Here is a 25,791-nt window from a genome sequence, read left to right as displayed (position 1 = left end):
CTCAGGCTCCTGGGAGCCGGCGCGCCGCCCGCGCGTCGGCACGGCGGCAGAGCAGGGCGAACAGGGCGCCCGAGAGGTTGTGCCAGACCGAGAACACCGCGGCAGGCAGGGCGGCGAGGGGGTTCATGTACTGGGCGGCGAGCCCGGCGGCCAGCCCCGAGTTCTGCATGCCCACCTCCACGGCGGTGGTGCGGCGCACGGCGATCGGCTGCCGCGTCACCGCCCCCACGAGGTGGCCGAGGACCAGGCCCAGGACGTTGTGCAGGGCCACGGCCGCGAGCACGAGCAGGCCCGCCTCCACGATCCGGTCGGCGCTGCCCGAGACGACGATGGCCACGATCACGGCGATGGCCGCCACCGACACCCACGGCAGGGCGGGCAGGGCGCGCTCGACCAGGCGGGGCGCGAGCAGTCGGACGGCGAGGCCCGCGACGACGGGCAGGAGGACGATCTTGGTGATCGACCACGCCATGGCCCTACCGTCCACGGGCAGGTACTGCCCGGCCAGCCACAGGGTGAGCAGCGGGGTCAGCAGCGGTGCGAGCAGCGTGGAGATCGAGGTCATGGCGACGGACAGGGCCACGTCGCCGCGGGCGAGGTAGGCGACCACGTTGGAGGCCGTCCCCCCGGGCGCGCAGCCCACCAGGATCACGCCCGCGGCGAGCTCCGGCGGCAGCCGCAGCAGGAACACCACGAGCAGCGCCACGAGGGGCATGATCACGTACTGGGCCGCGACGCCGAGCAGCACCGGCAGCGGCCGCTTCGCCACGAGCGCGAAGTCCACGGGCCGCAGGGTCAGGCCCATGCCGAACATGACCACGCCCAGCAGGGGGTTGATCCACCCGGACAGGCCGCTCACGGCGCCGGGGGCGAGGAAGCCCACGAGCCCGCCCGCGAGGACGAGCACGGGGAAGAGCAGGACGGCGGTGTAGGCGCCGCGGTCGGGCGCGGCGGTGACGGCCGCCGCGGGCCCGGGACCTACCACCCGCGGGCCCGCCACTCCTCGAGGTGCGGGCGCTCCGCCCCGAGCGTGGTCGGCTTCCCGTGGCCGGGGTGGACCACGGTGTCGTCCTCGAAGCGCGCGAAGACGCGCTCGGTGACGTCGTCCATCAGCTGCCGGAAGTCCTCGGGGCTGTTCGTCTTGCCCACGCCGCCGGGGAAGAGGGAGTCGCCGGAAAAGATGTGCGCCGGGCCCTGCGGGTCGCGGTAGACCAGGGCGATCGAACCGGGGGTGTGCCCGCGCAGGCCGATGACCTCGAGGTCGAAGCCGTCGAACTCCGCCGTGTCGCCGTCCTCGAAGGTCAGGTCCATGGGCACGGCGATGTCGGACTCGTCGTCGGCGCCGCACGCCGTCATGGCCTCGGAGCGGGAGCGGACCTCCTCGAGGGCGCGGACGTGGTCCCAGTGCGAGTGGGTGGTGATGATGAGCTGGAGATTGCCGTAGGCCTGCGAGCAGTCGCCGTTGCCGGCGCCCACGAGGCCGGCGATGGCCCGGGCGTCGTCGGCCGCGTCGATGAGGACCTGCGTGCCCTCGTCCTTGGACGTGAGGAGGTAGACGTTGTTGTCCATCTCGCTCACGGAGATCCGGCGAATCGTGACCTCGGAGAGGTCGGTGACCTCCGTCTTCGTTGCGATCATGAGGACGAAGGTACTCCCGACTCCTGACACTGGCCAATCGCGGGCGCTCCGGGGCGCCGGGCGATGTGTCCGACGGCACGGGCGCCGGGGTTGGCTTCCCCGCGCCGTCCGGATAAAGTTGCGTGAGGCAACAAATTATCAGGGCATCGGGTGGCACCACGCCCGCGTCGTCGTCGACGCGGGACCCCGCGAGGAGCGGGGCGTGCGGACCGGGTGCCCCTTCGTCGTTGTCGCCCCGAATATCCCCCCCGATCCCGGAGGAGCCTCCGTTGCCCGTCTCCCACGACACCGCCGTGGAGCTCGTGCGCGACCTGCTGGAGCTGCAGCGCGTTATGAAGCGCGTGACCAAGACCGACGCCGGCCCGCGCCGGCTCAACCCCACGGCGATCGCCCTGCTCTACTACCTCGACGGCAACGGACCCCGCCGGGCCACCGTGATGGCCGCCGAGACCGGTCTCGGGCCCTCGGGGCTGAGCCGCCAGCTGGCCGTCCTCGAGGAGGAGGGCCACGTGGAGCGCACCCCCGACCCCGACGACGGGCGCGCCGCGCTGGTCGCCATCACGGATCGGGGCCGCGAGCAGGTCCGGGCCGTGCTGGAGCAGGACGCCCAGCGCCTCGCCGCGCGGCTCGAGGGCTGGGACGAGGAGCAGGCCCGCACCAGCCGCGGGGCCATCAACGAGATCACCACCGTCTTCCTGGACTCCCTCGGCGTGGAGCGCACCACGTCCTGCCGGGACCAGCCGGACCGGGACCACACGGACCGAGAGCACGCAGACCGAGAGCACGAGGAGCAGACCGCACCATGACGTCACAGCAACCGACCACCGCACCGGGCGGGGGGACCGGCGCCTCCCACAAGGAGGTCATGCGGGCGCTCACGGGGATCCTCTCGGTGTTCTTCATGGCGATGGTCACCCTCACGATCATCGGCACGGCCCTGCCCGTGATCATGGCCGACCTCGGCGGGGACCAGACGTCCCTGTCCTGGACGGTCACCGGCACCCTGCTCGCCAACGCCGCGACCACGCCCGTCTGGGGCAAGCTCGCCGACCTCTTCGACAAGAAGAAGCTGCTGCAGCTGTCCATCGTGATCTTCGTGCTCGGCTCGGCCATGGCCGGGCTGGCCCCGACCATCGAGTTCCTCATCCTGGCCCGCGTGGTCCAAGGAGTGGCCATGGGCGGGATCATGGCCCTGGCCATGACCATCATGGGCACGATCATCCCGCCCCGGGAGCGCGGTCGCTACGCCGGCTACATGGGCGCCGTCATGGCCGTGGCCACCTCCGCCGGCCCGCTGCTGGGCGGGCTCATCGTGGACCTCTTCGGCTGGCGCTGGGTGTTCCTCATCCCCGCCCCGCTGGCGGTCCTGGCGGCCGTGCTCGTCCACCGCACCCTGCACATCCCGCCGCAGGCGCCCCGCAAGGTGAGCATCGACTGGCTCGGCATCGCGCTGCTGATCGTCTCGGCCTCCGCGCTGCTGCTGTGGGTGTCCCTGGCCGGGCAGCCGGGCATGTTCGAGTGGGTCTCGGCGGCCTCCGCGGCCCTCGTGGCCACCGCGCTCGTGGGCTCCGTGCTGTTCGTGCTCGTGGAGCAGCGCGCCGCCGAGCCGGTCCTGCCCATCCGCGTGGTCACCGAGCGCACCACCGCGCTGGCCATCCTCGCGGCCATCGCCACCGGCGGGGCCATGTTCGCCTCGACCACCTACCTCGGCCAGTACTTCCAGCTGGGCCAGGGATTCAGCCCCACCATGGCCGGGATGCTCATGCTCCCGCAGGTCTTCGGCTCCCTCGTGGGCGCCACGGTAGCCGGGCAGCTGATCACCCGCTACGGGCGGTGGAAGATCATCCTGGTGGTCGCCGCCGTGCTCATGTCCACCGGCCTGTTCCTCGCTGCCACGCTCACGCACGACACCGCGCTGTGGGCCGTGAGCGTCTTCATCTTCCTCGTGGGCCTGGGCATCGGCGCGCTGAACCAGAACCTGGTCCTGGCCGTGCAGAACACCGTGGGGCTCAAGGACATGGGCGCGGCCTCCTCCTCGGTGGCCTTCTTCCGCACCATGGGCGGCGCCGTGGCGGTCGCCGTGTTCGGCGCCCTCATGAGCTCCCACCTGGCCCGGCAGCTCGCCGAGAGCACCCGCGCCCGCGGCGGGGACCCCGCCGCGGTGGACAGCTCCACGATGGACCTGGAGTCGCTGCCCGCCTCCGTCGAGGGCGTGGTGCGCGAGGCCTACGGCACTGGCACCGGTCTCGTCTTCCTGGTCGCCGCCGTCGCGTCCCTCGTGACGCTGCTCGCGGTGCTCCTCATCAAGGAGGTGCCGCTGCGCCGCACCGTGGACATCGTGGAGGTGGACCCCGCCACGGGCCGGCTCAAGGTCGTCACCCGCACGCTCGACGCCCGCGAGGTCCGCCGCCGGCAGCAGGAGGCCGCGGCCGGCGCGCACGCCGAGGAGACCGGTCCGCGCTCGGACGGCGCCGCCGGCGGAGCGGCCCGGGACCGGGTCCGCGAGGACACCTCCACCGGCCCCGTGGACCGGGTGTGAACCCGCCCACGGACCCGGCCCCGATGTCCGGGCCCGGTACTAGAGTGGAGGGCGTGTCTGAGCCGATCCCCACGTCCACCCTGGTCCTGAACCCGTCGACCGAGCCCTCCGAAGCCCTCGACGGGCCGGTGACCGCCGCCGGCGCCCGGACCGCCCGCCGGTCCGACCTCACCGAGATCGTGGTGCAGGGCGCGCGCGAGCACAACCTCGACAACGTCTCGCTGACCGTGCCGCGGGACGCCATGGTCGTGTTCACGGGGCTCTCCGGCTCCGGGAAGTCGTCGCTGGCCTTCGACACGATCTTCGCCGAGGGCCAGCGCCGCTACGTCGAGTCCCTGTCCTCCTACGCCCGGATGTTCCTGGGCCGGGTGGACAAGCCGGACGTCGACTTCATCGAGGGCCTGTCCCCGGCGGTGTCCATCGACCAGAAGTCCACCTCCCGCAACCCGCGCTCCACCGTGGGCACGATCACCGAGATCTACGACTACATGCGCCTGCTGTGGGCGCGTGTCGGCCACCCGCACTGCCCCGAGTGCGGCGAGGCGATCAAGAAGCAGACCCCGCAGCAGATCGTGGACCAGCTCCTCGAGATGCCGGAGACGACCCGCTTCCAGGTGCTCGCGCCCGTGGTGCGCGAGCGCAAGGGCGAGTTCGTGGACCTCTTCCAGGAGCTGTCCGCGAAGGGCTTCTCCCGCGCCACCGTGGACGGCGAGACGGTCCAGCTCTCGGACCCGCCCAAGCTCAAGAAGCAGTACAAGCACACCATCGAGGTGGTGGTGGACCGGCTCGTGGTCAAGGAGGGCATCCGCCAGCGCCTGACCGACTCCGTCGAGACGGCACTGGGCCTCGCCGAGGGGCGCGTCGTCGTCGAGCTCGTGCCCCGCTCGGACGAGGAGATCGCCCACCCGCTGGAGCTGCGCCGCCCGTTCTCCGAGAACCTCGCCTGCCCCAACGAGCACCCCCTGCAGGCCGACGAGATCGAGCCCCGCTCCTTCTCCTTCAACGCCCCGTTCGGCGCGTGCCCGGAGTGCGACGGCATCGGCTCGCGGCTCGAGGTCGACGAGGAGCTCGTGGTCCCCAACCCGGACCTCTCCCTCGTGGAGGGCGCGATCGCCCCGTGGTCGCTCGGCAAGGCCACGAGCGAGTACTGGAACCGCCTGCTCGCCGGCCTGGGCCAGGAGCTCGGCTTCGACCTGGTCACCCCGTGGGGCAAGCTGCCCGCCAAGGCGCGCAAGGCGATCCTCGAGGGCAAGGACTACCAGGTCACCGTGGCCTACCGGAACCGGTTCGGCCGGGAGCGCCGCTACACCCAGGGCTTCGAGGGCGTGATCGGCTACATCAAGCGCAAGCACGCGGAGACGGAGTCGGACAACGCCAAGGACCGCTACGAGCAGTACATGCGCCAGGTGGCCTGCCCGGCCTGCGACGGCGCCCGGCTGAACCCGACCATGCTCGCCGTGACCGTGGGCGGGAAGAACATCGCCGAGACCACCCGCATGCCCATGCGGGACGCCCACGCGTTCTTCCGGGACCTGGAGCTCAGCACCCGCGAGACGAAGATCGGCGAGCAGGTGCTCAAGGAGATCCAGGCGCGCCTGACGTTCCTCGTGGACGTGGGCCTGGACTACCTCAACCTGGAGCGCGCCGCCGCGACGCTGTCCGGCGGCGAGGCCCAGCGCATCCGCCTGGCCACCCAGATCGGGGCCGGGCTCGTGGGCGTGCTCTACGTCCTGGACGAGCCCTCGATCGGCCTGCACCAGCGGGACAACCGCCGGCTCATCGGGACCCTCACCAAGCTGCGGGACATGGGCAACACCCTGATCGTCGTCGAGCACGACGAGGACACCATCCGCGAGGCCGACTGGATCGTGGACGTCGGCCCCGGCGCCGGCGAGCGCGGCGGGCGCGTGGTGCACTCCGGGACCTACGCGGAGCTGCTCGCCAACGAGGAGTCCATCACGGCCGACTACCTCTCCGGCCGCCGGGCCATCCGCGTGCCGGCGCAGCGCCGGGCGATCGACCGCAAGCGGATGCTCAAGGTCGTGGGCGCGCGGGAGAACAACCTGCGCGGCATCGACGTCTCCTTCCCGCTCGGGGTGCTGACCGCGGTGACCGGGGTGTCCGGGTCCGGGAAGTCCACCCTGGTCAACGACATCCTCTACACGGCGCTGGCCAACAAGCTCAACGGGGCCAAGCAGGTCCCCGGCCGGCACAAGCGGATCGACGGCGTGGACCAGCTCGACAAGGTGGTGCACGTGGACCAGAGCCCGATCGGGCGGACCCCGCGCTCCAACCCCGCCACGTACACGGGCGTGTTCGACCACATCCGCAAGCTCTTCGCCGAGACCCCGGAGGCGAAGGTGCGCGGCTACCAGGCCGGCCGGTTCTCCTTCAACGTCAAGGGCGGGCGCTGCGAGGCGTGCTCGGGCGACGGCACGATCAAGATCGAGATGAACTTCCTGCCGGACGTCTACGTCCCCTGCGAGGTGTGCAAGGGGGACCGGTACAACCGGGAGACCCTCGAGGTGCACTACAAGGGCAAGACGATCGCCGAGGTCCTGGCGATGCCCATCGAGGAGGCGGCCGAGTTCTTCAAGGCGTTCGGCCCGATCGCCCGGCACCTCAACACCCTCGTGGACGTCGGCCTCGGCTACGTCCGGCTGGGCCAGCCCGCCACGACCCTGTCCGGCGGTGAGGCCCAGCGCGTGAAGCTCGGCGCGGAGCTGCAGAAGCGCTCCAACGGCCGCTCCATCTACGTGCTGGACGAGCCCACCACCGGCCTGCACTTCGAGGACATCCGCAAGCTGCTGCTCGTGCTGCAGGGGCTCGTGGACAAGGGCAACACCGTGATGACCATCGAGCACAACCTGGACGTCATCAAGTCCGCCGACTGGATCGTGGACCTCGGCCCGGACGGCGGCTCCGGCGGCGGGCAGGTCGTGGCCGAGGGCACCCCCGAGCAGGTGGCCCGGAACACGAACAGCCACACCGGCCGGTTCCTGGCCGAGGTGCTCGCCGAGCGCCCCGTGCCGGCGGGGGCCGCCCGATGACCGCCCCCGTGGTGCTCTGGGACCTCGACGGCACCCTCCTGGACCCCGCCGGGGCGATCACCGGCGGCATCGCCCGGGCCCTGGCCGAGCACGGCCACGCCGTGCCCGAGGACCTGCGCCGGTTCGTGGGCCCGCCCGTGGGCTTCTCCCTGCGGACCTTCACCGACGTCCCGGAGGAGGACATCCCGGCGGTGGTCGCCACCTACCGGGCCCGGTACCGCACCGAGGGGCTCGCGCAGACCCGGATCTACCCGGGGGTGGAGGAGCTCCTGGAGCGCCTGCACGGGGCCGGCGTGCGGATGGCCGTGGCCACCCAGAAGCCCGAGCCCACCGCCGTGCTCGCCGTCGAGCGGTTCGGGCTCTCCCGGTGGTTCGAGACCGTCTCGGGGGCCGCCGACGACGCCGCGGCCGCCCCGCGCGACGGACTGGCCCACGACAAGCCCGCGATCATCGCCGAGGCCCTGCGCCGGCTCGGTGTGACCGCCCCGGACCCCGCGCGCACGGTGATGATCGGGGACCGCCGCTACGACGCCGAGGGCGCGCTCGCCCACGGGATCGACTGCCTGGGCGTCGCCTGGGGCTTCGCCGACGAGGACGAGCTGGGGACCGGCTTCGCCGCCGTGGCCCGGGACGCCGCCGAGCTCGGGGAGCTCCTGGCCCGGTACACCGCCCCGGCCCCGACCGGCAGCTGAGGGGACCGGACCGTGGCCGATCCGGAGAGCTACCGCCCCGCCCGCCAGGACATCCCGACCGCCCCGGGCGTCTACCGCTTCCGCGACGAGTACGGGCGCGTGGTCTACGTGGGCAAGGCCAAGAACCTGCGCAACCGGCTGAGCTCCTACTTCGCGCCCCCGCACGCCCTGAGCCCCAAGACCCGCGCCATGGTCACCACCGCGGCCGGGGTCGAGTGGACCGTGGTGGGCAGCGAGCTGGAGTCCCTGCAGCTCGAGTACACGTGGATCAAGGAGTTCAAGCCCCGGTTCAACATCGCCTACCGGGACGACAAGTCCTACCCCTACCTCGCCGTCACGATGGCCGAGTCCGTGCCGCGGGCCCAGGTGGTCCGGGGGGAGAAGAAGAAGGGCAACCGCTACTTCGGCCCCTACTCCCAGGCCTGGGCGATCCGCGAGACCCTCGACGCCCTGCTGCGGGTGTTCCCCGTGCGCACCTGCTCGAAGGGCGTCTACCGGCGCGCCGAGCAGTCCGGGCGCCCGTGCCTGCTGGGCTACATCGACAAGTGCTCCGCCCCGTGCGTGGGGCGGATCTCCGAGGAGGACCACTACGCCCTCGCGGAGGACCTGTGCCGGTTCATGGCCGGGCACGCGACCCCGTTCATCAAGGAGCTGCAGCGGCAGATGCAGGAGGCCGCCGCGGCCATGGACTTCGAGACCGCGGCCGCGCGCCGGGACGACATCGCCGCCCTGGAGAAGGCCTTCGAGCGCAACGCCGTCGTGCTCTCCGACAGCACCGACGCCGACTTCTTCGCGCTCGCCGAGGACGAGCTGGAGGCCGCCGTCCAGGTCTTCCACGTCCGGGGCGGCCGGATCCGCGGCCAGCGCGGCTGGGTCACCGAGAAGGTCGAGGAGGCCGACGGCGGACGCCTGCTGGAGCAGCTGCTCGAGCAGGTCTACGGCGACACCGCCGCGGACGCCGCCGAGAGCGCCCACGCCGCCGCGCCTCCGTCCTCGGGCGGATCGAAGCACCGGCCCTCCGCGGAGCTCGCCTACCGGGAGGACGCCATCCCGCGCACCGTGCTGCTCTCCGAGCCCGCCGACAGCACCGACCGGCTCGAGGAGTGGCTCTCGGGGCTGCGCGGATCGCGCGTGACGATCGCCGTGCCGCAGCGCGGGGAGAAGGCGTACCTCATGGAGACGGTGCAGGAGAACGCCCGGCAGGCGCTGAAGCTGCACAAGTCCCGGCGCGCGGGCGACATCACGACCCGCTCCGCGTCCCTGCAGGAGCTGCAGGAGGCCCTCGACATCCCCGTGCCGCTGATGCGCATCGAGTGCTACGACATCTCGCACGTGCAGGGGACCAACGTCGTCGCCTCCATGGTCGTCTTCGAGGACGGGCTGCCCAAGAAGTCGGACTACCGGAAGTTCTCGGTCACCGGTGAGGCCGCCCGGGACGACACCGCGTCCATGCACGACGTCATCTCCCGGCGCTTCCGCCGCCACCTCGAGGAGCAGGCCGAGCGGGAGGCCGCCGGGCCGCGCACCGGGCAGGTGGACGCCGGGGCCGAGGCCCCCGAGCGGGCGCGGTTCGCGTATCCGCCCAGCCTGGTGGTGGTCGACGGCGGGCCCCCGCAGGTCGCCGCCGCCGCCCGGGCGCTGCGCGAGCTCGGGATCGACGACGTCCACGTGGTCGGCCTGGCCAAGCGGCTCGAGGAGGTGTGGGTGCCGGACGACGAGTTCCCCGTGATCCTGCCGCGCGCGAGCCAGGGCCTCTACCTCCTCCAGCGGATCCGCGACGAGGCCCACCGCTTCGCCATCACCTTCCACCGCAAGAAGCGCTCCTCCGCCATGACGGTCTCCGTGCTCGACGAGCTGCCCGGGGTGGGCCCCGCCAAGCAGAAGGCCCTGCTCAAGCACTTCGGCTCCGTCAAGAAGCTCCGGGCGGCCCGGGTCGAGGAGCTGGAGCAGGTCCCCGGTTTCGGGCGGACCCTCGCCGAGAAGGTGGCCGCCGCGCTGCAGGCCTCCGACGACACCACCGCCCCGGCGGTCAACATGACCACCGGGGAGGTGCTGTCCTGAGCCCGGGCGCGCCGCCGGGGTCACGGCGGGGCCCCGCCGACTTCGTTAGGCTGGGGCGGGACCACCGGGCGCAGGCCACCACGACGGGAGACGGAGCGGACATGAGCGAGCACACCGCCGGAGCGGACGTCGGGACGGCGGACGGGACCGACCACGCGAAACCGACCAGCTCGGAGCTGCTCGTCGTGACGGGCATGTCCGGGGCCGGGCGCAGCACGGCCGCGAACGCCCTCGAGGACCTCGGCTGGTACGTGGTCGACAACCTGCCGCCGCAGATGCTGCACACCCTCGCCGACCTCGTCTCCCGGACCCCGCAGGCCCTGCCCAAGCTGGCGGTCGTCATCGACGTGCGCGGCAAGGCCCTGTTCAGCGACATGAAGGAGACGCTGGCCGCCCTCGAGGCGTCCGACGTCGACTTCTCGGTGCTCTTCCTGGACGCCGCCGACGAGGTCCTGGTCTCCCGCTACGAGCACCAGCGCCGGCCCCACCCGCTGCAGGCCGGCGGGCGGATCCTCGACGGGATCCGCGCCGAGCGCGCCCTGCTGACGGACCTGCGGGAGTCGGCCGACGTGGTCCTGGACACCTCCGGGTTCAACGTGCACGCCCTGTCCCGGGCCGTGGCCGACCTGTTCTCCACGAACGGGCCGGTGGTCCTGCGCCTGACCGTGCTCAGCTTCGGCTTCAAGTACGGGGTCCCCGCGGACGCCAACTACGTGGCCGACGTCCGGTTCATCCCCAACCCGCACTGGGTCCCGTCGCTGCGCCCCCGCACCGGCAAGGACGACGAGGTCCGGGACTACGTCTTCCAGGACGACGGCCCCCGGCAGTTCGTGGACCGGTTCGTCGCCATGCTCGAACCCGTCTTCGCGGGATACCGTACGGAGAACAAGCACTACGCCACCATCGCGATCGGCTGCACGGGCGGGAAGCACCGCTCCGTGGCCGTGAGCGAGGAGGTGGCCCGCAGGCTCGCCAAGCTGCCGCTCGTGACGGTCAACATCCAGCACCGGGACATGGGCCGGGAGTGACCGGCTCGCCCTCACCGCGATGGGACCCCCGATGACCCTTCCTCCCACCGGCGCGTTCCCCCGGCTGCCCCTCAGCAGCGGCGCCGATGCCGACCCCCACCACTCGCCGGACCCCTCCGCCCGGCGGCCCGGCGGCGCCAGCCCCTCCGTGGTCGCCCTCGGCGGCGGGCACGGGCTCTCGGCGAACCTCGCCGCGCTGCGCCGGATCACCCCGGTGCTCACGGCGGTCGTGACGGTGGCCGACGACGGCGGCTCCTCCGGCCGGCTGCGCGACGAGCTCGGGGTCCTGCCCCCGGGGGACCTGCGGATGGCGCTCGCCGCGCTGTGCGACGACTCCGAGTGGGGCCGGACGTGGCGCGACGTCATGCAGCACCGGTTCAGCTCCTCGGAGGGCCGTCCCACGACCCTCGACAACCACGCCCTGGGCAACCTGCTCATCGTCACGCTGTGGGAGCTGCTGGGGGACCCGGTGGCGGGGCTCGAGTGGGCGGGCGCCCTGCTGGGCGCCCGCGGCCGGGTGCTGCCGATGTCCACGCAGCCGCTGGTCATCGCCGGCGACGTCCCCGGCGCCCCGTCCGGCGGGAGCGCGAGCGGCTGTGCGGGCGAGGCCGGCACGGTCCGCACGATCACCGGGCAGGCGGTCCTGGCGAAGCAGGCCGACGTCTGCAACGTGCGGCTCGTGCCCCCGGATGCCCCGGCCTGCCCGCAGGCGGTCGAGGCGGTCGGGCTCGCCGACTGGGTGATCATGGGGCCGGGCTCGTGGCACACCTCCGTGCTGCCGCACCTGCTGCTGCCCGAGCTGCGGCAGGCGATCTGCGGCTCGCCGGCGCGCCGCTGCGTCACCCTGAACCTCTCGCCGGACACCGAGACGCGCGGCAAGACCGCCGCCGACCACCTGCGGGTCCTGCACGACTACTGCCCCGAGCTGACCCTGGACGTGGTCCTCGCCGACCCCTCGGCCACCGAGGACGGGGCCGACCTCGAGGAGGTCGCCCGCGGCCTGGGCGCCGAGGTCTTCTACGCCGACGTCCGGGCGCACCCCGGCACCGCCGTGCACAACACGCTCCGGCTCGCGGCCGCCTACCAGGAGATCTTCGAGCGCCACCGCTGAGCCTGCCGCCCCACCCCCACACACCCCAGCATCCCCAGGAAAGGAACCGCGTGGCCCTGACGTCATCGGTGAAGGAAGAACTGTCCCGCCTCGAGATCAAGAGGTCCTCGGAGCGCCGCGCCGAGCTCTCCGCCCTGCTGCGCTTCGCGGGCGGGCTCCACATCGTCTCGGGACGCATCGTCGTCGAGGCGGAGGTGGACCTCGGCGCGACCGCGCGCCGGGTGCGGCGCGCCGTCCATGAGGTCTTCGGCCACGACAGCGAGATCGTGGTCGTCTCCGGCGGGGGACTGCGGCGCGGGAGCTCCTACGTGGTGCGCGTCGTCGAGGACGGCGAGGCCCTCGCCCGCCAGACGGGACTGCTCGACTCGCGCGGGCGCCCCGTGCGCGGGCTCCCGCCCGCCGTGGTCAACGGGGCCGTGGCCGACGCCGAGGCGCGGTGCTGCGCGGGGCCTTCCTGGCCCACGGCTCCCTCACGGAGCCCGGCCGCTCCGCCGCGATGGAGTTCACCTGCCCCGGCCCGGAGGCCGCCCTCGCGCTCGTGGGTGCGGCCCGCCGGCTCGGCGTCCTCGCGAAGGCCCGCGAGGTGCGCGGCGTGGACCGGGTGGTCGTGCGGGACGGGGACGCGATCGCCGCGCTGCTCACCCGGATGGGCGCCCACCAGACGCTCCTCCAGTGGGAGGACCGGCGGATGCGCAAGGAGGTGCGCGCCACGGCCAACCGCCTCGCCAACTTCGACGACGCCAACCTCCGCCGCTCCGCGCAGGCCGCAGTGGCCGCCGGCGCCCGGGTGGAGCGCGCCCTGGAGATCCTCGGCGACGAGGTCCCGGAGCACCTGCGGCAGGCGGGGGAGCTGCGGCTGTCCAACAAGCAGGCCAGCCTCGACGAGCTGGGCCGGCTCGCCGACCCCCCGCTGACCAAGGACGCCGTGGCGGGCCGGATCCGCCGGCTGCTGGCCATGGCGGACCGCCGGGCGGAGGAGCTGAACCTCCCGGGCACCGACGCCGGTGTCGCCGCGGAGGCCCTGCCCTCCTGAGCGGGGCGCTCCGGCGCCGCTGCGCCGGCGCGGCCACTCCGGGGCCGCGCCGGGAGTGGGCTTTGGTCCCGCGTGGGTTTCCGAGGGTCCGCATCCCCCGATGTGGTTTTGTGTGGGTTTGGCGATGAATACCGGGTGAATCTTGCACGACCCCAAGACATCCCAGGGATAACCACGTAGAATGGGACCTGGTTCAACGATCCAGACCCCGACCAACACAGGAGTACCCAGTGACCATTCGAGTGGGCATCAACGGTTTCGGACGCATCGGACGCAACTTCCTCCGCGCGGCGCGCGAGCAGGGCGAGAACATCGAGGTCGTGGCCGTGAACGACCTCACGGACCCGGAGGCCCTGGTCCACCTCTTCAAGTACGACTCCATCATGGGCCGGTTCCCCGGCGAGGTGACGCTCAACGGCGACACCATGAGCGTCGACGGCCACGAGGTCAAGTTCCTCGCCGAGCCCGACCCCGCCAAGCTGCCCTGGGGCGAGCTCGGCGTGGACGTCGTCGTCGAGTCGACCGGCCGCTTCACCAACGGCTCCAAGGCCAAGGCCCACCTGGACGGCGGCGCCAAGAAGGTCGTCCTGTCCGCCCCCGGCAAGGAGATCGACGGCACGTTCGTGCCCGGCGTCAACCTCGACACCTACGACGCCGCGTCGATGAACATCGTCTCCGCGGCCTCCTGCACCACGAACTGCCTCGCGCCCATGGCGAAGGTCCTCAACGACGCGTTCGGTATCGAGCGGGGTCTGATGACCACCATCCACGCCTACACCGCGGACCAGAACCTGCAGGACGGCCCGCACAGCGACCTGCGCCGCGCCCGCGCCGCCGCCCTCAACATGGTGCCCACCACCACCGGCGCCGCCGCCGCCGTGGGACTCGTGCTGCCCGAGCTCAAGGGCAAGCTGGACGGTTTCGCCGTGCGCGTGCCGGTGCCCACCGGCTCCGTCGTGGACCTCACCTTCGACGCCCAGAAGGAGGTCACCGTCGAGTCGGTCAACGCCGCCATGAAGGAGGCCGCCGAGGGCCCCATGAAGGGCATCGTCAAGTACACCGAGGACCCCATCGTCTCCTCGGACATCCAGGGCGACAGCATCTCCACGATCTTCGACGCCCCGCTGACGAAGGTCATCGGCAACCAGGTCAAGGTCATCGCCTGGTACGACAACGAGTGGGGCTACACCTCCCGCCTCGTCAACGTCGTCTCCCACGTCGGCGCGCAGCTCTGAGCCCGTCGCCGCGCGACGCCGCCGGGGTAGGGTGAGTGGCATGGCTCATGCACTTGACGAACTGATCGCCGGCGGCGTCGCCGGGCGCCGCGTCCTGGTCCGCTCCGACCTCAACGTCCCCCTGGACGGCTCCACCGTGACCGACGACGGGCGCGTCCGCGCGTCCCTGCCGGTCCTGAAGAAGCTGGCCGACGCCGGGGCCCGCGTCATCGTGATGGCGCACCTCGGCCGGCCCAAGGGGCAGGTCGACCCGAAGTACTCGATCGCGCCCGCCGCGCGGAAGCTGGCCGAGCTGGCCGACTTCCCCGTGGCGGTCGCCTCCGACGTCGTCGGGGAGGACGCCCGGGCCAAGGCCGAGGCCCTCGCCGACGGCGAGGTGCTCGTGATCGAGAACGTCCGCTTCGACCCCCGCGAGACCTCGAAGGACGACGCCGAGCGCGGCGCCTTCGCGGACGAGCTCGCCGCCCTGACGGGCGAGAACGGGGCCTACGTGGACGACGCCTTCGGCGCGGTGCACCGCAAGCACGCCTCCGTGTTCGACATCGCCCACCGGCTCCCGGCCTACCTGGGCGATCTCGTCAAGCGGGAGCTGGACGTGCTCACCAAGGTGGTCTCCGCCCCCGAGCGCCCTTTCGTGGTGGTCATGGGCGGGTCCAAGGTCTCCGACAAGCTCGCCGTGATCGAGAACCTCATCGGCAAGGCCGACTCGCTGCTCATCGGCGGCGGCATGGTCTTCACGTTCCTCGCCGCCCAGGGGCACTCCGTGGGCGGCTCCCTCCTGGAGCAGGACCAGATCGGGACGGTCAAGGACTACCTCGAGAAGGCCTCCGCGGCCGGCACCGAGATCGTCCTCCCCGTGGACATCGTCTACGCGGCGGAGTTCGCCGCGGACGCCGCGCACGAGGTGCGCCCGGTCGACGCCATCGAGGACGGCGAGATCGGCTCCACCGGTCTCGGCCTGGACATCGGCCCCGAGTCCGCGAAGCTGTTCGCCGAGCGGATCCGCGGCGCGAAGACCGTGTTCTGGAACGGCCCCGCGGGCGTGTTCGAGATGGAGGCCTTCGCCGGGGGCACCCGGGCGGTCGCCGAGGCCGTGGTGGCCTCGGACGCGATGAGCGTCATCGGCGGCGGCGACTCCGCCTCGGCCGTGCGCAACCTCGGGTTCTCCGACGACCAGTTCGGGCACATCTCCACCGGCGGCGGCGCCTCCCTCGAGTTCATCGAGGGCAAGGAGCTCCCCGGGGTCGTGGCCCTGGGCGCCTGACCCGCACGCTCCCCGCCACGGCGCCGGGGGCGCACCGGGCCTGCACGGCCCGGGGCGCCCCCGCCGCCCAGCGCACCACTGCCGAACCGCACGACGAGCGGCGCACCCGCCGCGGACAGGAGTCCCCATGACCTCGCAGACCAACGGTCAGTTCGACCGCACGCCGCTGATCGCCGGCAACTGGAAGATGAACATGGACCACGCCCAGGCGATCACCCTGCTGCAGAAGCTGGCGTGGACCCTGGACGACGCCAAGCACGACTACTCCCGCGCCGAGGTGGCCGTCTTCCCGCCGTTCACCGACCTCCGCTCCGTCCAGAGCCTCGTGGACGGTGACGACCTGCGCGTCGTCTACGGCGCCCAGGACCTCTCCGACCAGGACTCCGGCGCCTACACCGGCGACATCTCCGGCCAGTTCCTGGCCAAGCTCGGCTGCACCTACGTGCTCGTGGGCCACTCCGAGCGCCGCACGATCCACGGCGAGTCCGACGAGCTGTGCAACGCCAAGATCGCCGCCGCCCACCGCCACGGCCTGGTCCCGGTGCTGTGCGTCGGCGAGGGCCTCGAGGTCCGGCAGGCCGGCGAGCACGTCGCCTTCACGCTCGAGCAGCTGCGCGGCTCCATCGCCGGCCTCGAGGCGGACCGGGTGGCCGAGCTCGTGGTGGCCTACGAGCCCGTCTGGGCGATCGGCACCGGCGAGGTCGCCGGTCCCGAGGACGCCCAGGAGATGGCCGCCGCCATCCGCGCCGAGCTGGCCGGGCTCTACGACGACGGGACCGCCGCGAAGACCCGCATCCTCTACGGCGGTTCCGCGAAGGCCGCCAACGCCGGCTCGATCCTCAAGGGCAAGGACGTGGACGGCGTCCTCGTCGGCGGCGCCAGCCTCGACGCCGAGGAGTTTGCTAGCATTGCCAGGTTCGAGCAGCACCTCGTGACCGATTGATCACGACCCCCTGACCGTCCGCGCCCGCCGGGCGCGGCTGCTCGACGGACACCCCCGAGGGAAGGCCCCAGTGGAAATTCTGCAGAACGTGCTCCTGGCGATCATCGTGCTCACGAGCCTCCTGGCCGTTCTCCTCGTCCTGCTCAACAAGGGCAAGGGCGGGGGCCTCTCCGACATGTTCGGCGGCGGCATGACCCAGTCCCTCAACACCTCGGGCGTGGCGCAGAAGAACCTGGTCCGCCTCACCACCACCACGGCCGTGGTCTGGGCCCTGTCCATCGCGGCCTACGCGCTGACCATGCGCTTCGCCGAGGTGGCCGTCTGAGCCGACCGCTCCCCGAACGACCCCGGGCTCCCCGGCCGACCACGACGTCCCGTGGCCGGCCGGGAAACCCGGGGTCGTTCGCGTCGGTGCCGCATGTCGCCGTGTGACGGGGCCGATCACGCCGCCGTCACGCGGGCCGCGGAAGGCTGGCGGTGTGCCGTGCCCCGGCCGGGGCACGATGAGCCGCCCACCTCCCGAGGAGCCGACACCATGGTCCCGACCATTCCTCCGGCGGACGTGGAGGAGCTCGGGCGGCAGATCGCCGGACCGGTCCTCACGCCGCAGGACGACGGCTACGAGCGGGAGACCGCCGCCTACAACCTCGCGACACCCATCCGTCCCGACGTGGTGGTGGGGGCCGTGGACGCCGACGACGTGGCCGCCGCCGTCGCCTGGGCCGCCGCCCGCCGCGTGCCCGTCGGGGTGCAGGCCACCGGTCACGGCGCCGACGGCCCGATGCAGGGCGGCCTGCTCATCAGCACGGCCCGGCTGCAGGAGTGCACGGTGGACCCGGAGGCCCGCACCGCGCGCGTGGGCGCGGGGGTGCGCTGGAGGAGCGTGCTGGAGGCGTCCGTGCCCCACGGCCTCGTGGGCCTCAACGGCTCCACGACGGACGTGGGCGTCGTCGGCTACACCCTCGGCGGGGGTCTCCCGGTCCTGGGGCGGACCTTCGGGTTCGCGGCCGACCACGTGCGCTCCGCCGACGTGGTCACCCCCGACGGCCGGCGCCGGACGGTGGACGCCACGCACGAGCCCGAGCTCCTGGGACTGCTGCGCGGGGGCAAGGGCAACCTGGGCGTCGTGACGGCGATGGAGTTCGAGCTGCTCCCGCTCGACGGCCTCTACGGCGGGGGGATCTTCTATCCCGGCGACGACGCCCGCCAGGTGCTCACCGCCTGGTCGCGGTGGACCGCGGACCTCCCCGAGACGGTGTCCACCTCGATCGCCCTGCTGCGGCTGCCGGCGATGGACATCGTCCCGGAGCCGCTGCGCGACCGGTTCGTGCTCCACCTCCGGTACGCGTGCACGGCCGGGGACGAGGAGGGGGAGCGGCTGCTGGCGCCGATGCGCGCGCTCTCCGACCCGGTCATGGACACGGTCGGGCCCATGAGCTACCGGGACGTCGACGCCATCCACCTGGACCCACCGGTGCCCATCCCGTACCGGGAGACGGGCCGGCTGCTGGACGACCTGGACGACGACGCCGTCGACGCCCTCCTGGGGCAGGCAGGTCCGGGCACGGACTGTCCCGTCACCCTCATCGAGATCCGGCTCCTGGGCGGCGCGCTGGCCCGTACCCCGGAGGGCGTGGCGGACCTCGTGGCGGGCCGGGACGGTCGCTACGTGATCGGCCTCGTCGGGCTCGTGGTGCCCCCGGGCGGCGAACGAGTGCCGGCGGCGATCGAGAGCATCCTGGCAGCCCTGGCCGGCCACGTGTCCGAACGGACGCTGGTCAACTTCCAGGGCTCGGTGGACGGGGACGGGGACTCCTCCCGGTCCTGGACCGAGGAGGGCCACGCCCGGCTGCTGGCGGCCAAGAACACCTACGACCCCGACAACCTGCTCCGGTTCCAGCACGCCGTGCGCGCCTGAGCGCCGCGTGACGGGTGCTCCCGCGCCGGCGGTTCCCCGGGGCGTTCTCCCCGTCCGCCCCGCCCGCGGTCACCGCGTCACAGGCGCACCACGGGCCCGACGAGCCGGACCAGTTCGTCGGAGGGTCCCGCTCCCGTCTCGGCGACCGCGACGGCGCAGTAGCGGCGGAAGTCCCGCAGCGCCGCGGCCTGGTTGCCGAGGGCGAGATGGGCGCACACGAGCAGCCGCACGGCGCTCTCCCGCAGCGGATCCGCCCCGCGCACCGCCTCCGCCCACCGCACGGCCCGGGACGGGTAGCCGTGGGCCAGACACAGCGCCGCGGCGTGCTCGGCCGCGTGGACGTAGAGGCCGCGCAGCTGCTCCTGCTCGGCGAGCACCCAGTCCTCGTACCATCCCGGCAGCAGCGCGGGAACACCCGGGTCGAGGAGGTCCGCGGCATCCAGCGCGACAGGGTCCTCGGTGCGCGCCACCGCCGTGAGGCGAGCCCGGAGCACGTGCACGTCCACGGCGAGGGCCGGGGACAGGGCGAGGTCATGGCCGTCGCGGACCAGGGCGCCGGGCAGGTGGTGGTTCACGCCGCAGACCGCGGCCCGCAGGCTGCCCAGGGCCCGGGCGTCGGGGCAGCCGGGCCACAACAGGCCGCCGAGGTACCCCCGCGCCCGGCGCCCGAGCAGGGCGAGAGCCGCGAGGAGCCGCAGCTGCCGTGCGCCGGGGTCCACGCTCCGCCCGCCGGACAGGACCGCACAGGTGCCCAGCAGCCGCAGCTGCAGGACCGGCTCGGCGGCGGGTCCGGCGACGGGCGCGGGGCCGGGCTCGTCGGTCATGGCGGAGTGTCCCCTCGGCTGACGGCGGCACCCGGGACGGTGCGCGTGTGCCCATGGTCCCTGCCGTGGACCGGGCCGGTCCACGGGCGTGGCCGGATCGTTAGCCGGTCAGGCAGTCCTCCGTCACCAGCAGCAGCGTCTCCTCGGTTCCCCGCACGCCCGCGCCGGGTGTGCGCTCGAGCGGGGCGCCGCCGCGGACGGCCGCGACCGCCCCTGCCTTGTCCGCCCCGGCCACGAGGAACCAGACCCGCTCCGCGCTGTTGATCATCGGCAGCGTCATGGTCACCCGCTCCGGCGGGGGCTTGGGGGAGTCCCGCACCCCCAGCACGGTGGCGTCCTGCTCGTGCACGTGCGGCAGCCCCGGGAACAGGGAGGCCACGTGGCCGTCGGGGCCCAGGCCCAGCAGCGAGAGGTCGAACCGGGGGTACGCCTCCGTCCGCTGCTCCGCGTCGGCCGCCGCCGCCAGCTCGCGCCGGTAGTCGAAGGCGGCGTCCTCGGCGGTGGCGAAGTCGTCGGCGCTGCCCATGTAGTGCACCCGGTCCGGGTTCAGGTTCAGGGCCCCGCCCACGGCCTCGACGGCCTGGACGCAGTTGCGCTCGGCGCTGTCGCCGGCCACGAAGCGCTCGTCCGACCACCACACGTCGACCCGGGTCCAGTCGACCTCGTCCCGGCGGGCGGAGGCGGCGAGGGCCGCGAGCACCGCGGTGCCCATGCTCCCGCCGGTGAGCACGAGGCTCGCCTCCCCGCGCTCCTCCTGCGCCGCCGCGACCACGTCGAGGACCCGCTCCGCGGTGTCCGCGGCGAGCGACTGCTTGTCCGGGTGGGCGACGGTCTCCAGCTCGGCGCTCATGCGCGCTCCTCCCCGGGCGCCAGGACGGACGCCTCGGGTGCCGGGACGGACGCCTCGGCGGCCGGGACCGCACCGGAGTCCGGTTCCGCCGGCTCGTCGGCCGGGGCGTCGTCGGGCGTCGTCCGGTCCCGGTCGGGGAGGCGGCCGCCGTGCTCGGCGAGGAACCGTGCGGCGCCGGGGGTGAGCTCGCCGGCGGTGTCCACGATCTGGGCGATCCGCACGTCCCGCAGGCCGGTCGTGATCACCTCGCCGTAGACCTCGTCGGGGTCCAGGCGCCGGAGCTCCTCGGCGATGCAGGCGTTGAGGTCCCGCACGGGCATGGCGATCTGCTGGTCGGGCTGACCCGGCTGCCGCAGCATCGCCACGGACCGGCCCGGGCGCTCGAGCACGATCTCGCCGTCGTCCCGGACGAGGGTCACCCGGTCGAGGCGGCGGGGCCCGGGGCTGTTGACCAGCGTCACGTCGGCGTCGAGCCGGGTGCCCAGCCACGTGCCGAGCAGCACCACGCTGGGGGAGCGGCCGCACCCCTCCACGACGACCTCGCGCACGGGCGCGGGCTCCGCCTGGTCCAGGACCGCGGCCAGCTGGATCCGCCAGTTGGTCACCCGGGTCCAGGCCAGATCCGTGTCGCCGGGGACGTACCGGGTGCTCAGCTCGGCGAGCGCCTCGAAGGCGTCGTCGCTGCGCGCGGAGTCCGTGATCCGGCGGTGGGCGATCCCGGCGATGGACGAGGTGTGCGGCGAGGGCGGCGGCACCGTGTGCGCCCACCAGGCGACGATCGGCGCGTCCGGCAGCAGCAGCGCCGAGAACAGGGTCTCGGTGGGCTCGGCGAGCTCGCCGTAGCCGTGCAGCACGATGACCTCGGAGGCGCCCGCGTCACCGCCCATGCGCAGCTGGGCGTCGAGCCGGGTGCTCTCCGCCTGGGAGTGCGCCACGTGCACGAGGATCCGGCACGGGTGCTCGTGGCTCGCGAAGTTCGCGGCCTCCAGGGCGGCCTCGGAGTGCCCGGCCTGGGCGAGGATCACGAGCGTGAGGACCCGGCCGAGCGTCACGACGCCGTGCTGGTCCCGCAGCTGGCTCAGCTTCTTGTCGATGGCCGAGGTGGTGGTGTTCTCCATCGAAACGATCACGGTCGTCTCCAGACGCGTCCGTCGCGGGCCAGCAGCTCGTCGGCGGCGGCGGGTCCCCAGGACCCGGGCGCGTACGGCTCCGGCATGATCTCCTGCTCCGACCAGCACTGCTCGAAGGGGTCGAGGATCCGCCAGGACAGCTCGACCTCCTCGTGGTCGGGGAACAGCGGTGGTTCCCCGAGCAGCAGGTCGAGGATCAGGCGCTCGTAGGCCTCCGGGCTGGACTCGGTGAACGAGTGGCCGTAGCCGAAGTCCATCGTGACGTCCCGGATCTCCGACTGGGTCCCGGGCACCTTGGAGCCCAGCCGGATGGTCACGCCCTCGTCGGGCTGGATCCGGACCACGATGACGTTCTGTCCCAGGTCCTCGTGGCCGTTGTCCCCGAACAGCAGGTTGGGGGAGTTCTTGAACTGCACCGCGATCTCGGTCACCCGCCGGCCCAGGCGCTTGCCGGCGCGCAGGTAGAACGGCACGCCCGCCCACCGGCGGTTGTTGATGTCCACGCGCAGCGCCGCGTAGGTCTCGGTGCGGGAGTCGGCGGGGATGTCCTGCTCCTCGAGGAAGCCCCGCACGCGCTCACCGCCCTGCAGACCGGCCTCGTACTGGCCGAGCGCCGAGTGCGCCGCCCGGTCCTCGGGGACGACGACGGAGGCCAGGACCTTCGCCTTCTCGGCGCGCATGTGGTGGGCCTGGAACGACAGCGGCTCCTCCATGGCGGTGAGGGCCAGCAGCTGCAACAGGTGGTTCTGGATGACGTCGCGGGCCGCGCCCACGCCGTCGTAGTAGCCGGCGCGGGAGCCGATGCCGATGTCCTCGGCCATGGTGATCTGCACGTGGTCCACGAACTGCGCGTTCCACAGGGGCTCGAACATCTGGTTCGCGAAGCGCAGCGCCAGGATGTTCTGCACCGTCTCCTTGCCCAGGTAGTGGTCGATGCGGAACACCGAGTCCGCCGGGAACACCCGCTCCACGATGGCGTTGAGCTCCTGCGCGGACTCGAGGTCGTGGCCGAAGGGCTTCTCGATGACCACGCGGCGCCACCCGGAGGCGTTCTCGTGCTGGGCCAGGCCGTGGTCGGCGAGCTGCTGGCAGACCGTCTCGAACGCCTTCGGCGGGATCGAGAGGTAGAACGCGTGGTTGCCGCGCGTCCCGGAGTGCACGTCGAGCTCCTTGAGGGTCGACTTGAGCGCCTCGTAGGCCTTGTCCTCGTCGAACTCCCCGCGCACGAACCGGACGCCGGAGGCGAACTGGCGCCACACGTCCTCCTGGAAGGGGGTGCGGGCGTGCGCCTCGACGGACTCGCGCACCACCTCGCGGAACTGCTCGTGGGACCAGTCGCGGCGGCCGAAGCCGACGAGCGCGAAGGACGGCGGCAGCAGACCCCGGTTGACGAGGTCGTACATCGCCGGCAGCAGCTTCTTCTTCGCGAGGTCTCCCGTCACGCCGAAGAGCACGAGCGCCGACGGGGCGGCGACCCGGACGAGCCGCCTGTCCCTCGGGTCCCGCAGGGGATTGCGGGCGTTGTTGTCTGGCAACGGTACTCCTTCACGTCTCTGCGGGGCCGTGGCACCCACGGGGGCCTGCACGCGCAACGGTCGGCGCGGGAACGAACTCCCGCGCCGACCGTGGCGTGCTCCCATTCTAGGTCAGCGGTCCGGTCGCGCCGGCCGGGTCAGCCGCCGAGGGCGTCGACGGCCCGGCGCAGCCGGTCCACGCCCGCGGCGCGGTCCGCGAGCCGCAGCCGCAGCACGGGCCGCCCGTGGTCGGCGAGGACCTGGGCGTCCCCGTCGGCCTGGGCGGAGATCAGCTCGCCGAAGCTGAACGGGCTGTCCGGGATCTCGAGGTCCGTCTCCGAGGCGGCGGTGATCTGCAGGTACACGCCCTCCGCCGGTCCGCCCTTGTGGTACTGGCCGGTGGAGTGCAGGAACCGGGGGCCCCAGCCGAACGTCACGGGCCGGCCGGTGGCCCGGGCGAGGACGGGGCGGACGCTCTCCAGCTCGGCCCACGAGAGCCGGTCGAAGTACGCCTGCACGGACAGGTAGCCGTTCTCCGGCAGCTGCGCGAGCAGCTTGGCGAGCGCGTCCTCGACCGTCTGCGCCCCGTCGAGCAGCTCCTGCGCCCCGCGGATCTCCACGGGCCCGTCCACGACGTCCGCGGCCGTGGGCTGCGGCTTGTCCTCGAGCAGGGCGCGGGTGGCGTTCTTGGCGGACTCCACGTCGGGCTGGTCGTACGGGTTGATGCCGAGCAGCCGCCCGGCCGCCGCGGTGGCGACCTCCCACAGCATGAGCTGGGCGCCGAGGGAGCCGGAGACCCGCACGACGTCGCCCTCGGGGGCCTGCTCCTCGTCCACGCCGACGAGCTCCACGACGAGGACGTCGGAGGCCCCCGAGGAGGCCTCCGGGGCGTCGCCGGCGCCGACGACGACGGGCAGCACGCCCTTGCCCTCCTTGCCCGTGGACTCGGCGATCAGCTGCTCCGCCCAGTCGGCGAACCCGGCGATCCCGGAACCCAGGTCCCGGAACACGAGCTTGTTGCGCAGCGGCTGCGTGCCGCCGAGCGCCGCGCCCAGGTGCAGGCCGGGGTTGTCCTCGGCGTCCTCGCGCAGCACCTCGCCGGCCTCGTCGGCGTCGTCGAGCAGGGCCCCGACGTCCACGCCGGCCAGACCGGAGGGGACCAGGCCGAAGGCGGTGAGCGCCGAGAAGCGCCCGCCCACGGTCGGGTCGGCGGTGAAGACCCGGCGGTAGCCGGCCTCCCGTGCGGACGCCTCCATGGGCGAGCCGGGGTCGGTGACCACCACGATGCGCGAGGCGGCGTCGATGCCCGCGTCCTCGAACGCCCGGGCGAAGACCCGGCGCGCCGAGTCGGTCTCCACGGTGGAGCCGGACTTGGAGGAGACCACGATCGCGGTGCGCTCGAGGCGGTCGGCGAGGGCCGCGCCCACCATCTCCGGGTCCGTGGAGTCGAGCACGAACAGCTCGACCCCGGCGGTCCGGGTGATCACCTCGGGGGCGAGGGAGGACCCGCCCATGCCCGCCAGCACGAACCGGTCCACGCCCTCCGCCGCGAACTCCTCGCGGAGCGCGGTGATCTCGGCGACGAGCGGGCGGGAGACCTCGGCGGCCTCCACCCAGCCCAGTCGCTTGGCGGACTCGTCCTCGGCCGCAGCGCCCCACAGGGTGGGGTCCTGGGCGAAGAGCTTCGAGGCGAACCTGTCGCCCACCAGCGCGGGCACGTGCCGGTCGACGGCCTCGCGGGCGGCACCTGAGGTCTGGACGGACAGGGAGCTCATGGGTTCTCCTTCGGGTGGGGCGGCACGGACGGTGCTCGGGTCAGGACGGGACGGGCTCAGCGGGCGTTGTCGAGGGCGGCGCGCACGGTGTCGAGCAGCTCCGCCCAGGAGTCCTCGAACTTGGTGAGACCCTCCGCCTCGAGCTGGGCGACGACCTCGTCGTAGGAGATCCCCACGCCGGCGATCCGGTCCAGGAGCTCGTTGGACTCCGCGTAGGTGCCGGTGACGGTGTCCCCGGTGACCTGCCCGTGGTCGAACGTGGCCTCCAGGGTCTTCTCCGGCATGGTGTTCACGGTGTTCGGGGCCACCAGCCCGGTCACGTACAGGGTGTCCGGCAGGGACGGGTCCTTGACCCCGGTGGAGGCCCACAGCGGGCGCTGCGGGTTCGCCCCGGCCGAGGCCAGCCGCTCCCAGCGCTCGGTGGCCAGGGCGTCCTCGTAGATCTGGTAGGCGAGCCGGGCGTTGGCCAGACCGGCCTTGCTCTTGAGCGCGGCGGCCTCGTCGGTGCCGATCGCGTCCAGGCGCTTGTCGACCTCGGAGTCCACCCGGGAGACGAAGAATGACGCCACGGAGTGGATGGTGGAGAGGTCCTTGCCGTTCTCGAGCGCCTGCTCCAGGCCCAGCTGGTAGGCGTTGATGACCGCGCGGTAGCGCTCGAGGGAGAAGATCAGCGTCACGTTGACGGAGATCCCCTCGGCGATGGTCGCGGTGATCGAGGGCAGGCCCGCCTCGGTGGCGGGGATCTTGATCAGCGCGTTGGGGCGGTCGATGGTCTGGGACAGGCGCTGGGCCATGGCGGCGGTCGCCTCGGCGTCCTGGGCCAGGCGCGGGTCCACCTCGATGGACACCCGCCCGTCCTCGCCCCGGGTGGCCTCGGCGATGGGGGCGAAGAGGTCGCAGGCGTCGCGCACGTCGTCGGTGGTGATGGCCAGCACGGCCTCGTCCACGTCCGTGCCGGCGGCGGCGAGCTGCTTGACCTGGTCCTCGTAGGCGTCGTGCTTGGCCAGCGCGGCGGCGAAGATCGTCGGGTTCGTGGTCACGCCCACGACGTCCTTCTCGTCGATCAGCCGCTGCAGCCCGCCGGAGGCAAGGCGTTCGCGGGAGAGGTCGTCGAGCCAGATCGAGACGCCGGCGTCGGAGAGCTTCTGGGTGGGGGTGGTCATGTGTCTGTCACTCCTCGTGCTCG

The 25,791-nt window shown here is 72.9% G+C and carries 20 protein-coding genes and 1 pseudogene; 13 read left to right on the top strand and 8 right to left on the bottom strand.

Annotated elements, in window-relative coordinates:
* Position 1 precedes the first annotated feature (1 nt).
* The gene (locus RF644_RS08885; RefSeq protein WP_368796253.1) at positions 2 to 985 is read right to left on the bottom strand and encodes a bile acid:sodium symporter family protein; all 984 of its coding nucleotides are present in this window, start codon (positions 983 to 985) and stop codon (positions 2 to 4) included.
* Positions 979 to 1,638, bottom strand: coding sequence for an MBL fold metallo-hydrolase (locus RF644_RS08880; protein ID WP_368796252.1), 660 nt, complete (start codon positions 1,636 to 1,638; stop codon positions 979 to 981). Before RF644_RS08880 ends, RF644_RS08885 begins: the two co-directional genes overlap by 7 nt.
* A gap of 269 nt (positions 1,639 to 1,907) precedes the next feature.
* On the opposite strand from RF644_RS08880, the gene RF644_RS08875 reads away from it, so the two are divergent.
* The 13 genes and pseudogenes from RF644_RS08875 to RF644_RS08815 all read left to right on the top strand — a co-directional run bounded on the left by RF644_RS08875 (position 1,908) and on the right by RF644_RS08815 (position 18,512).
* Positions 1,908 to 2,444: a MarR family winged helix-turn-helix transcriptional regulator gene (locus tag RF644_RS08875; protein ID WP_017832814.1), complete on the top strand. Its 537-nt coding sequence runs from the start codon at positions 1,908 to 1,910 to the stop codon at positions 2,442 to 2,444.
* Positions 2,441 to 4,177 (top strand): MDR family MFS transporter, encoded by a 1,737-nt coding sequence (locus tag RF644_RS08870; RefSeq protein ID WP_368796251.1) that lies wholly within the window; start codon positions 2,441 to 2,443, stop codon positions 4,175 to 4,177. The genes RF644_RS08875 and RF644_RS08870 overlap by 4 nt, the downstream gene beginning before the upstream one ends.
* A 44-nt stretch (positions 4,178 to 4,221) precedes the next feature.
* Entirely contained in the window at positions 4,222 to 7,227 is a 3,006-nt protein-coding gene (uvrA, locus tag RF644_RS08865; protein ID WP_368796401.1) for an excinuclease ABC subunit UvrA, read from the top strand.
* Positions 7,224 to 7,919, top strand: a complete 696-nt coding sequence (locus tag RF644_RS08860) for an HAD hydrolase-like protein (protein WP_244296544.1) — start codon at positions 7,224 to 7,226, stop codon at positions 7,917 to 7,919. The genes uvrA and RF644_RS08860 overlap by 4 nt, the downstream gene beginning before the upstream one ends.
* Before the next feature lie 12 nt (positions 7,920 to 7,931).
* Positions 7,932 to 9,980 (top strand): excinuclease ABC subunit UvrC, encoded by a 2,049-nt coding sequence (gene uvrC / locus RF644_RS08855; protein WP_368796250.1) that lies wholly within the window; start codon positions 7,932 to 7,934, stop codon positions 9,978 to 9,980.
* Positions 9,981 to 10,081: 101 nt separating this feature from the next.
* Positions 10,082 to 11,008 (top strand): RNase adapter RapZ, encoded by a 927-nt coding sequence (rapZ, locus tag RF644_RS08850; protein ID WP_017832809.1) that lies wholly within the window; start codon positions 10,082 to 10,084, stop codon positions 11,006 to 11,008.
* Positions 11,009 to 11,039: 31 nt separating this feature from the next.
* Entirely contained in the window at positions 11,040 to 12,119 is a 1,080-nt protein-coding gene (gene yvcK, locus RF644_RS08845; protein ID WP_368796249.1) for a uridine diphosphate-N-acetylglucosamine-binding protein YvcK, read from the top strand.
* Positions 12,120 to 12,169: 50 nt separating this feature from the next.
* Positions 12,170 to 13,152, top strand: a pseudogene (gene whiA / locus RF644_RS08840) (DNA-binding protein WhiA).
* 230 nt (positions 13,153 to 13,382) lie between these two features.
* Positions 13,383 to 14,387, top strand: a complete 1,005-nt coding sequence (gap, locus tag RF644_RS08835) for a type I glyceraldehyde-3-phosphate dehydrogenase (RefSeq protein ID WP_031282661.1) — start codon at positions 13,383 to 13,385, stop codon at positions 14,385 to 14,387.
* Between the two features lie 40 nt (positions 14,388 to 14,427).
* Complete coding sequence (gene pgk / locus RF644_RS08830; protein ID WP_368796248.1) at positions 14,428 to 15,651, top strand: phosphoglycerate kinase; 1,224 nt, start codon at positions 14,428 to 14,430, stop codon at positions 15,649 to 15,651.
* Between the two features lie 127 nt (positions 15,652 to 15,778).
* Positions 15,779 to 16,594 carry a triose-phosphate isomerase gene (gene tpiA, locus RF644_RS08825; protein WP_017832804.1) on the top strand — a complete coding sequence of 272 codons (816 nt, stop codon included), beginning with the start codon at positions 15,779 to 15,781 and terminating at the stop codon, positions 16,592 to 16,594.
* Positions 16,595 to 16,664: 70 nt separating this feature from the next.
* The gene (gene secG, locus RF644_RS08820) at positions 16,665 to 16,919 is read left to right on the top strand and encodes a preprotein translocase subunit SecG (RefSeq protein ID WP_035923973.1); all 255 of its coding nucleotides are present in this window, start codon (positions 16,665 to 16,667) and stop codon (positions 16,917 to 16,919) included.
* Between the two features lie 210 nt (positions 16,920 to 17,129).
* Positions 17,130 to 18,512 (top strand): FAD-binding protein, encoded by a 1,383-nt coding sequence (locus RF644_RS08815; protein WP_368796247.1) that lies wholly within the window; start codon positions 17,130 to 17,132, stop codon positions 18,510 to 18,512.
* A gap of 77 nt (positions 18,513 to 18,589) precedes the next feature.
* On the opposite strand, the gene RF644_RS08810 is transcribed toward RF644_RS08815, so the two are convergent.
* The 6 genes from RF644_RS08810 to tal all read right to left on the bottom strand — a co-directional run bounded on the left by RF644_RS08810 (position 18,590) and on the right by tal (position 25,768).
* Entirely contained in the window at positions 18,590 to 19,336 is a 747-nt protein-coding gene (locus tag RF644_RS08810) for a BTAD domain-containing putative transcriptional regulator (RefSeq protein WP_368796246.1), read from the bottom strand.
* A gap of 100 nt (positions 19,337 to 19,436) precedes the next feature.
* Positions 19,437 to 20,186 (bottom strand): 6-phosphogluconolactonase, encoded by a 750-nt coding sequence (pgl, locus tag RF644_RS08805; protein ID WP_368796245.1) that lies wholly within the window; start codon positions 20,184 to 20,186, stop codon positions 19,437 to 19,439.
* Positions 20,183 to 21,316, bottom strand: a complete 1,134-nt coding sequence (locus RF644_RS08800; RefSeq protein WP_368796244.1) for a glucose-6-phosphate dehydrogenase assembly protein OpcA — start codon at positions 21,314 to 21,316, stop codon at positions 20,183 to 20,185. The genes pgl and RF644_RS08800 overlap by 4 nt, the downstream gene beginning before the upstream one ends.
* On the bottom strand, positions 21,313 to 22,824 hold the full coding sequence (gene zwf, locus RF644_RS08795; protein ID WP_017832799.1) for a glucose-6-phosphate dehydrogenase: 1,512 nt from the start codon (positions 22,822 to 22,824) through the stop codon (positions 21,313 to 21,315). The genes RF644_RS08800 and zwf overlap by 4 nt, the downstream gene beginning before the upstream one ends.
* Before the next feature lie 164 nt (positions 22,825 to 22,988).
* A complete protein-coding gene (locus tag RF644_RS08790; protein WP_035923971.1) occupies positions 22,989 to 24,605 on the bottom strand; it encodes a glucose-6-phosphate isomerase in 1,617 nt (538 codons plus the stop codon).
* 56 nt (positions 24,606 to 24,661) lie between these two features.
* Positions 24,662 to 25,768 carry a transaldolase gene (gene tal, locus RF644_RS08785; protein ID WP_368796243.1) on the bottom strand — a complete coding sequence of 369 codons (1,107 nt, stop codon included), beginning with the start codon at positions 25,766 to 25,768 and terminating at the stop codon, positions 24,662 to 24,664.
* Positions 25,769 to 25,791: the final 23 nt, after the last annotated feature.

This window comes from Kocuria sp. CPCC 205258 (assembly GCF_040981005.1).
In the GTDB taxonomy this organism is placed as follows: Bacteria; Actinomycetota; Actinomycetes; order Actinomycetales; family Micrococcaceae; genus Kocuria; species Kocuria rosea.
This window is presented reverse-complemented; position numbering and strand designations above follow the sequence as displayed.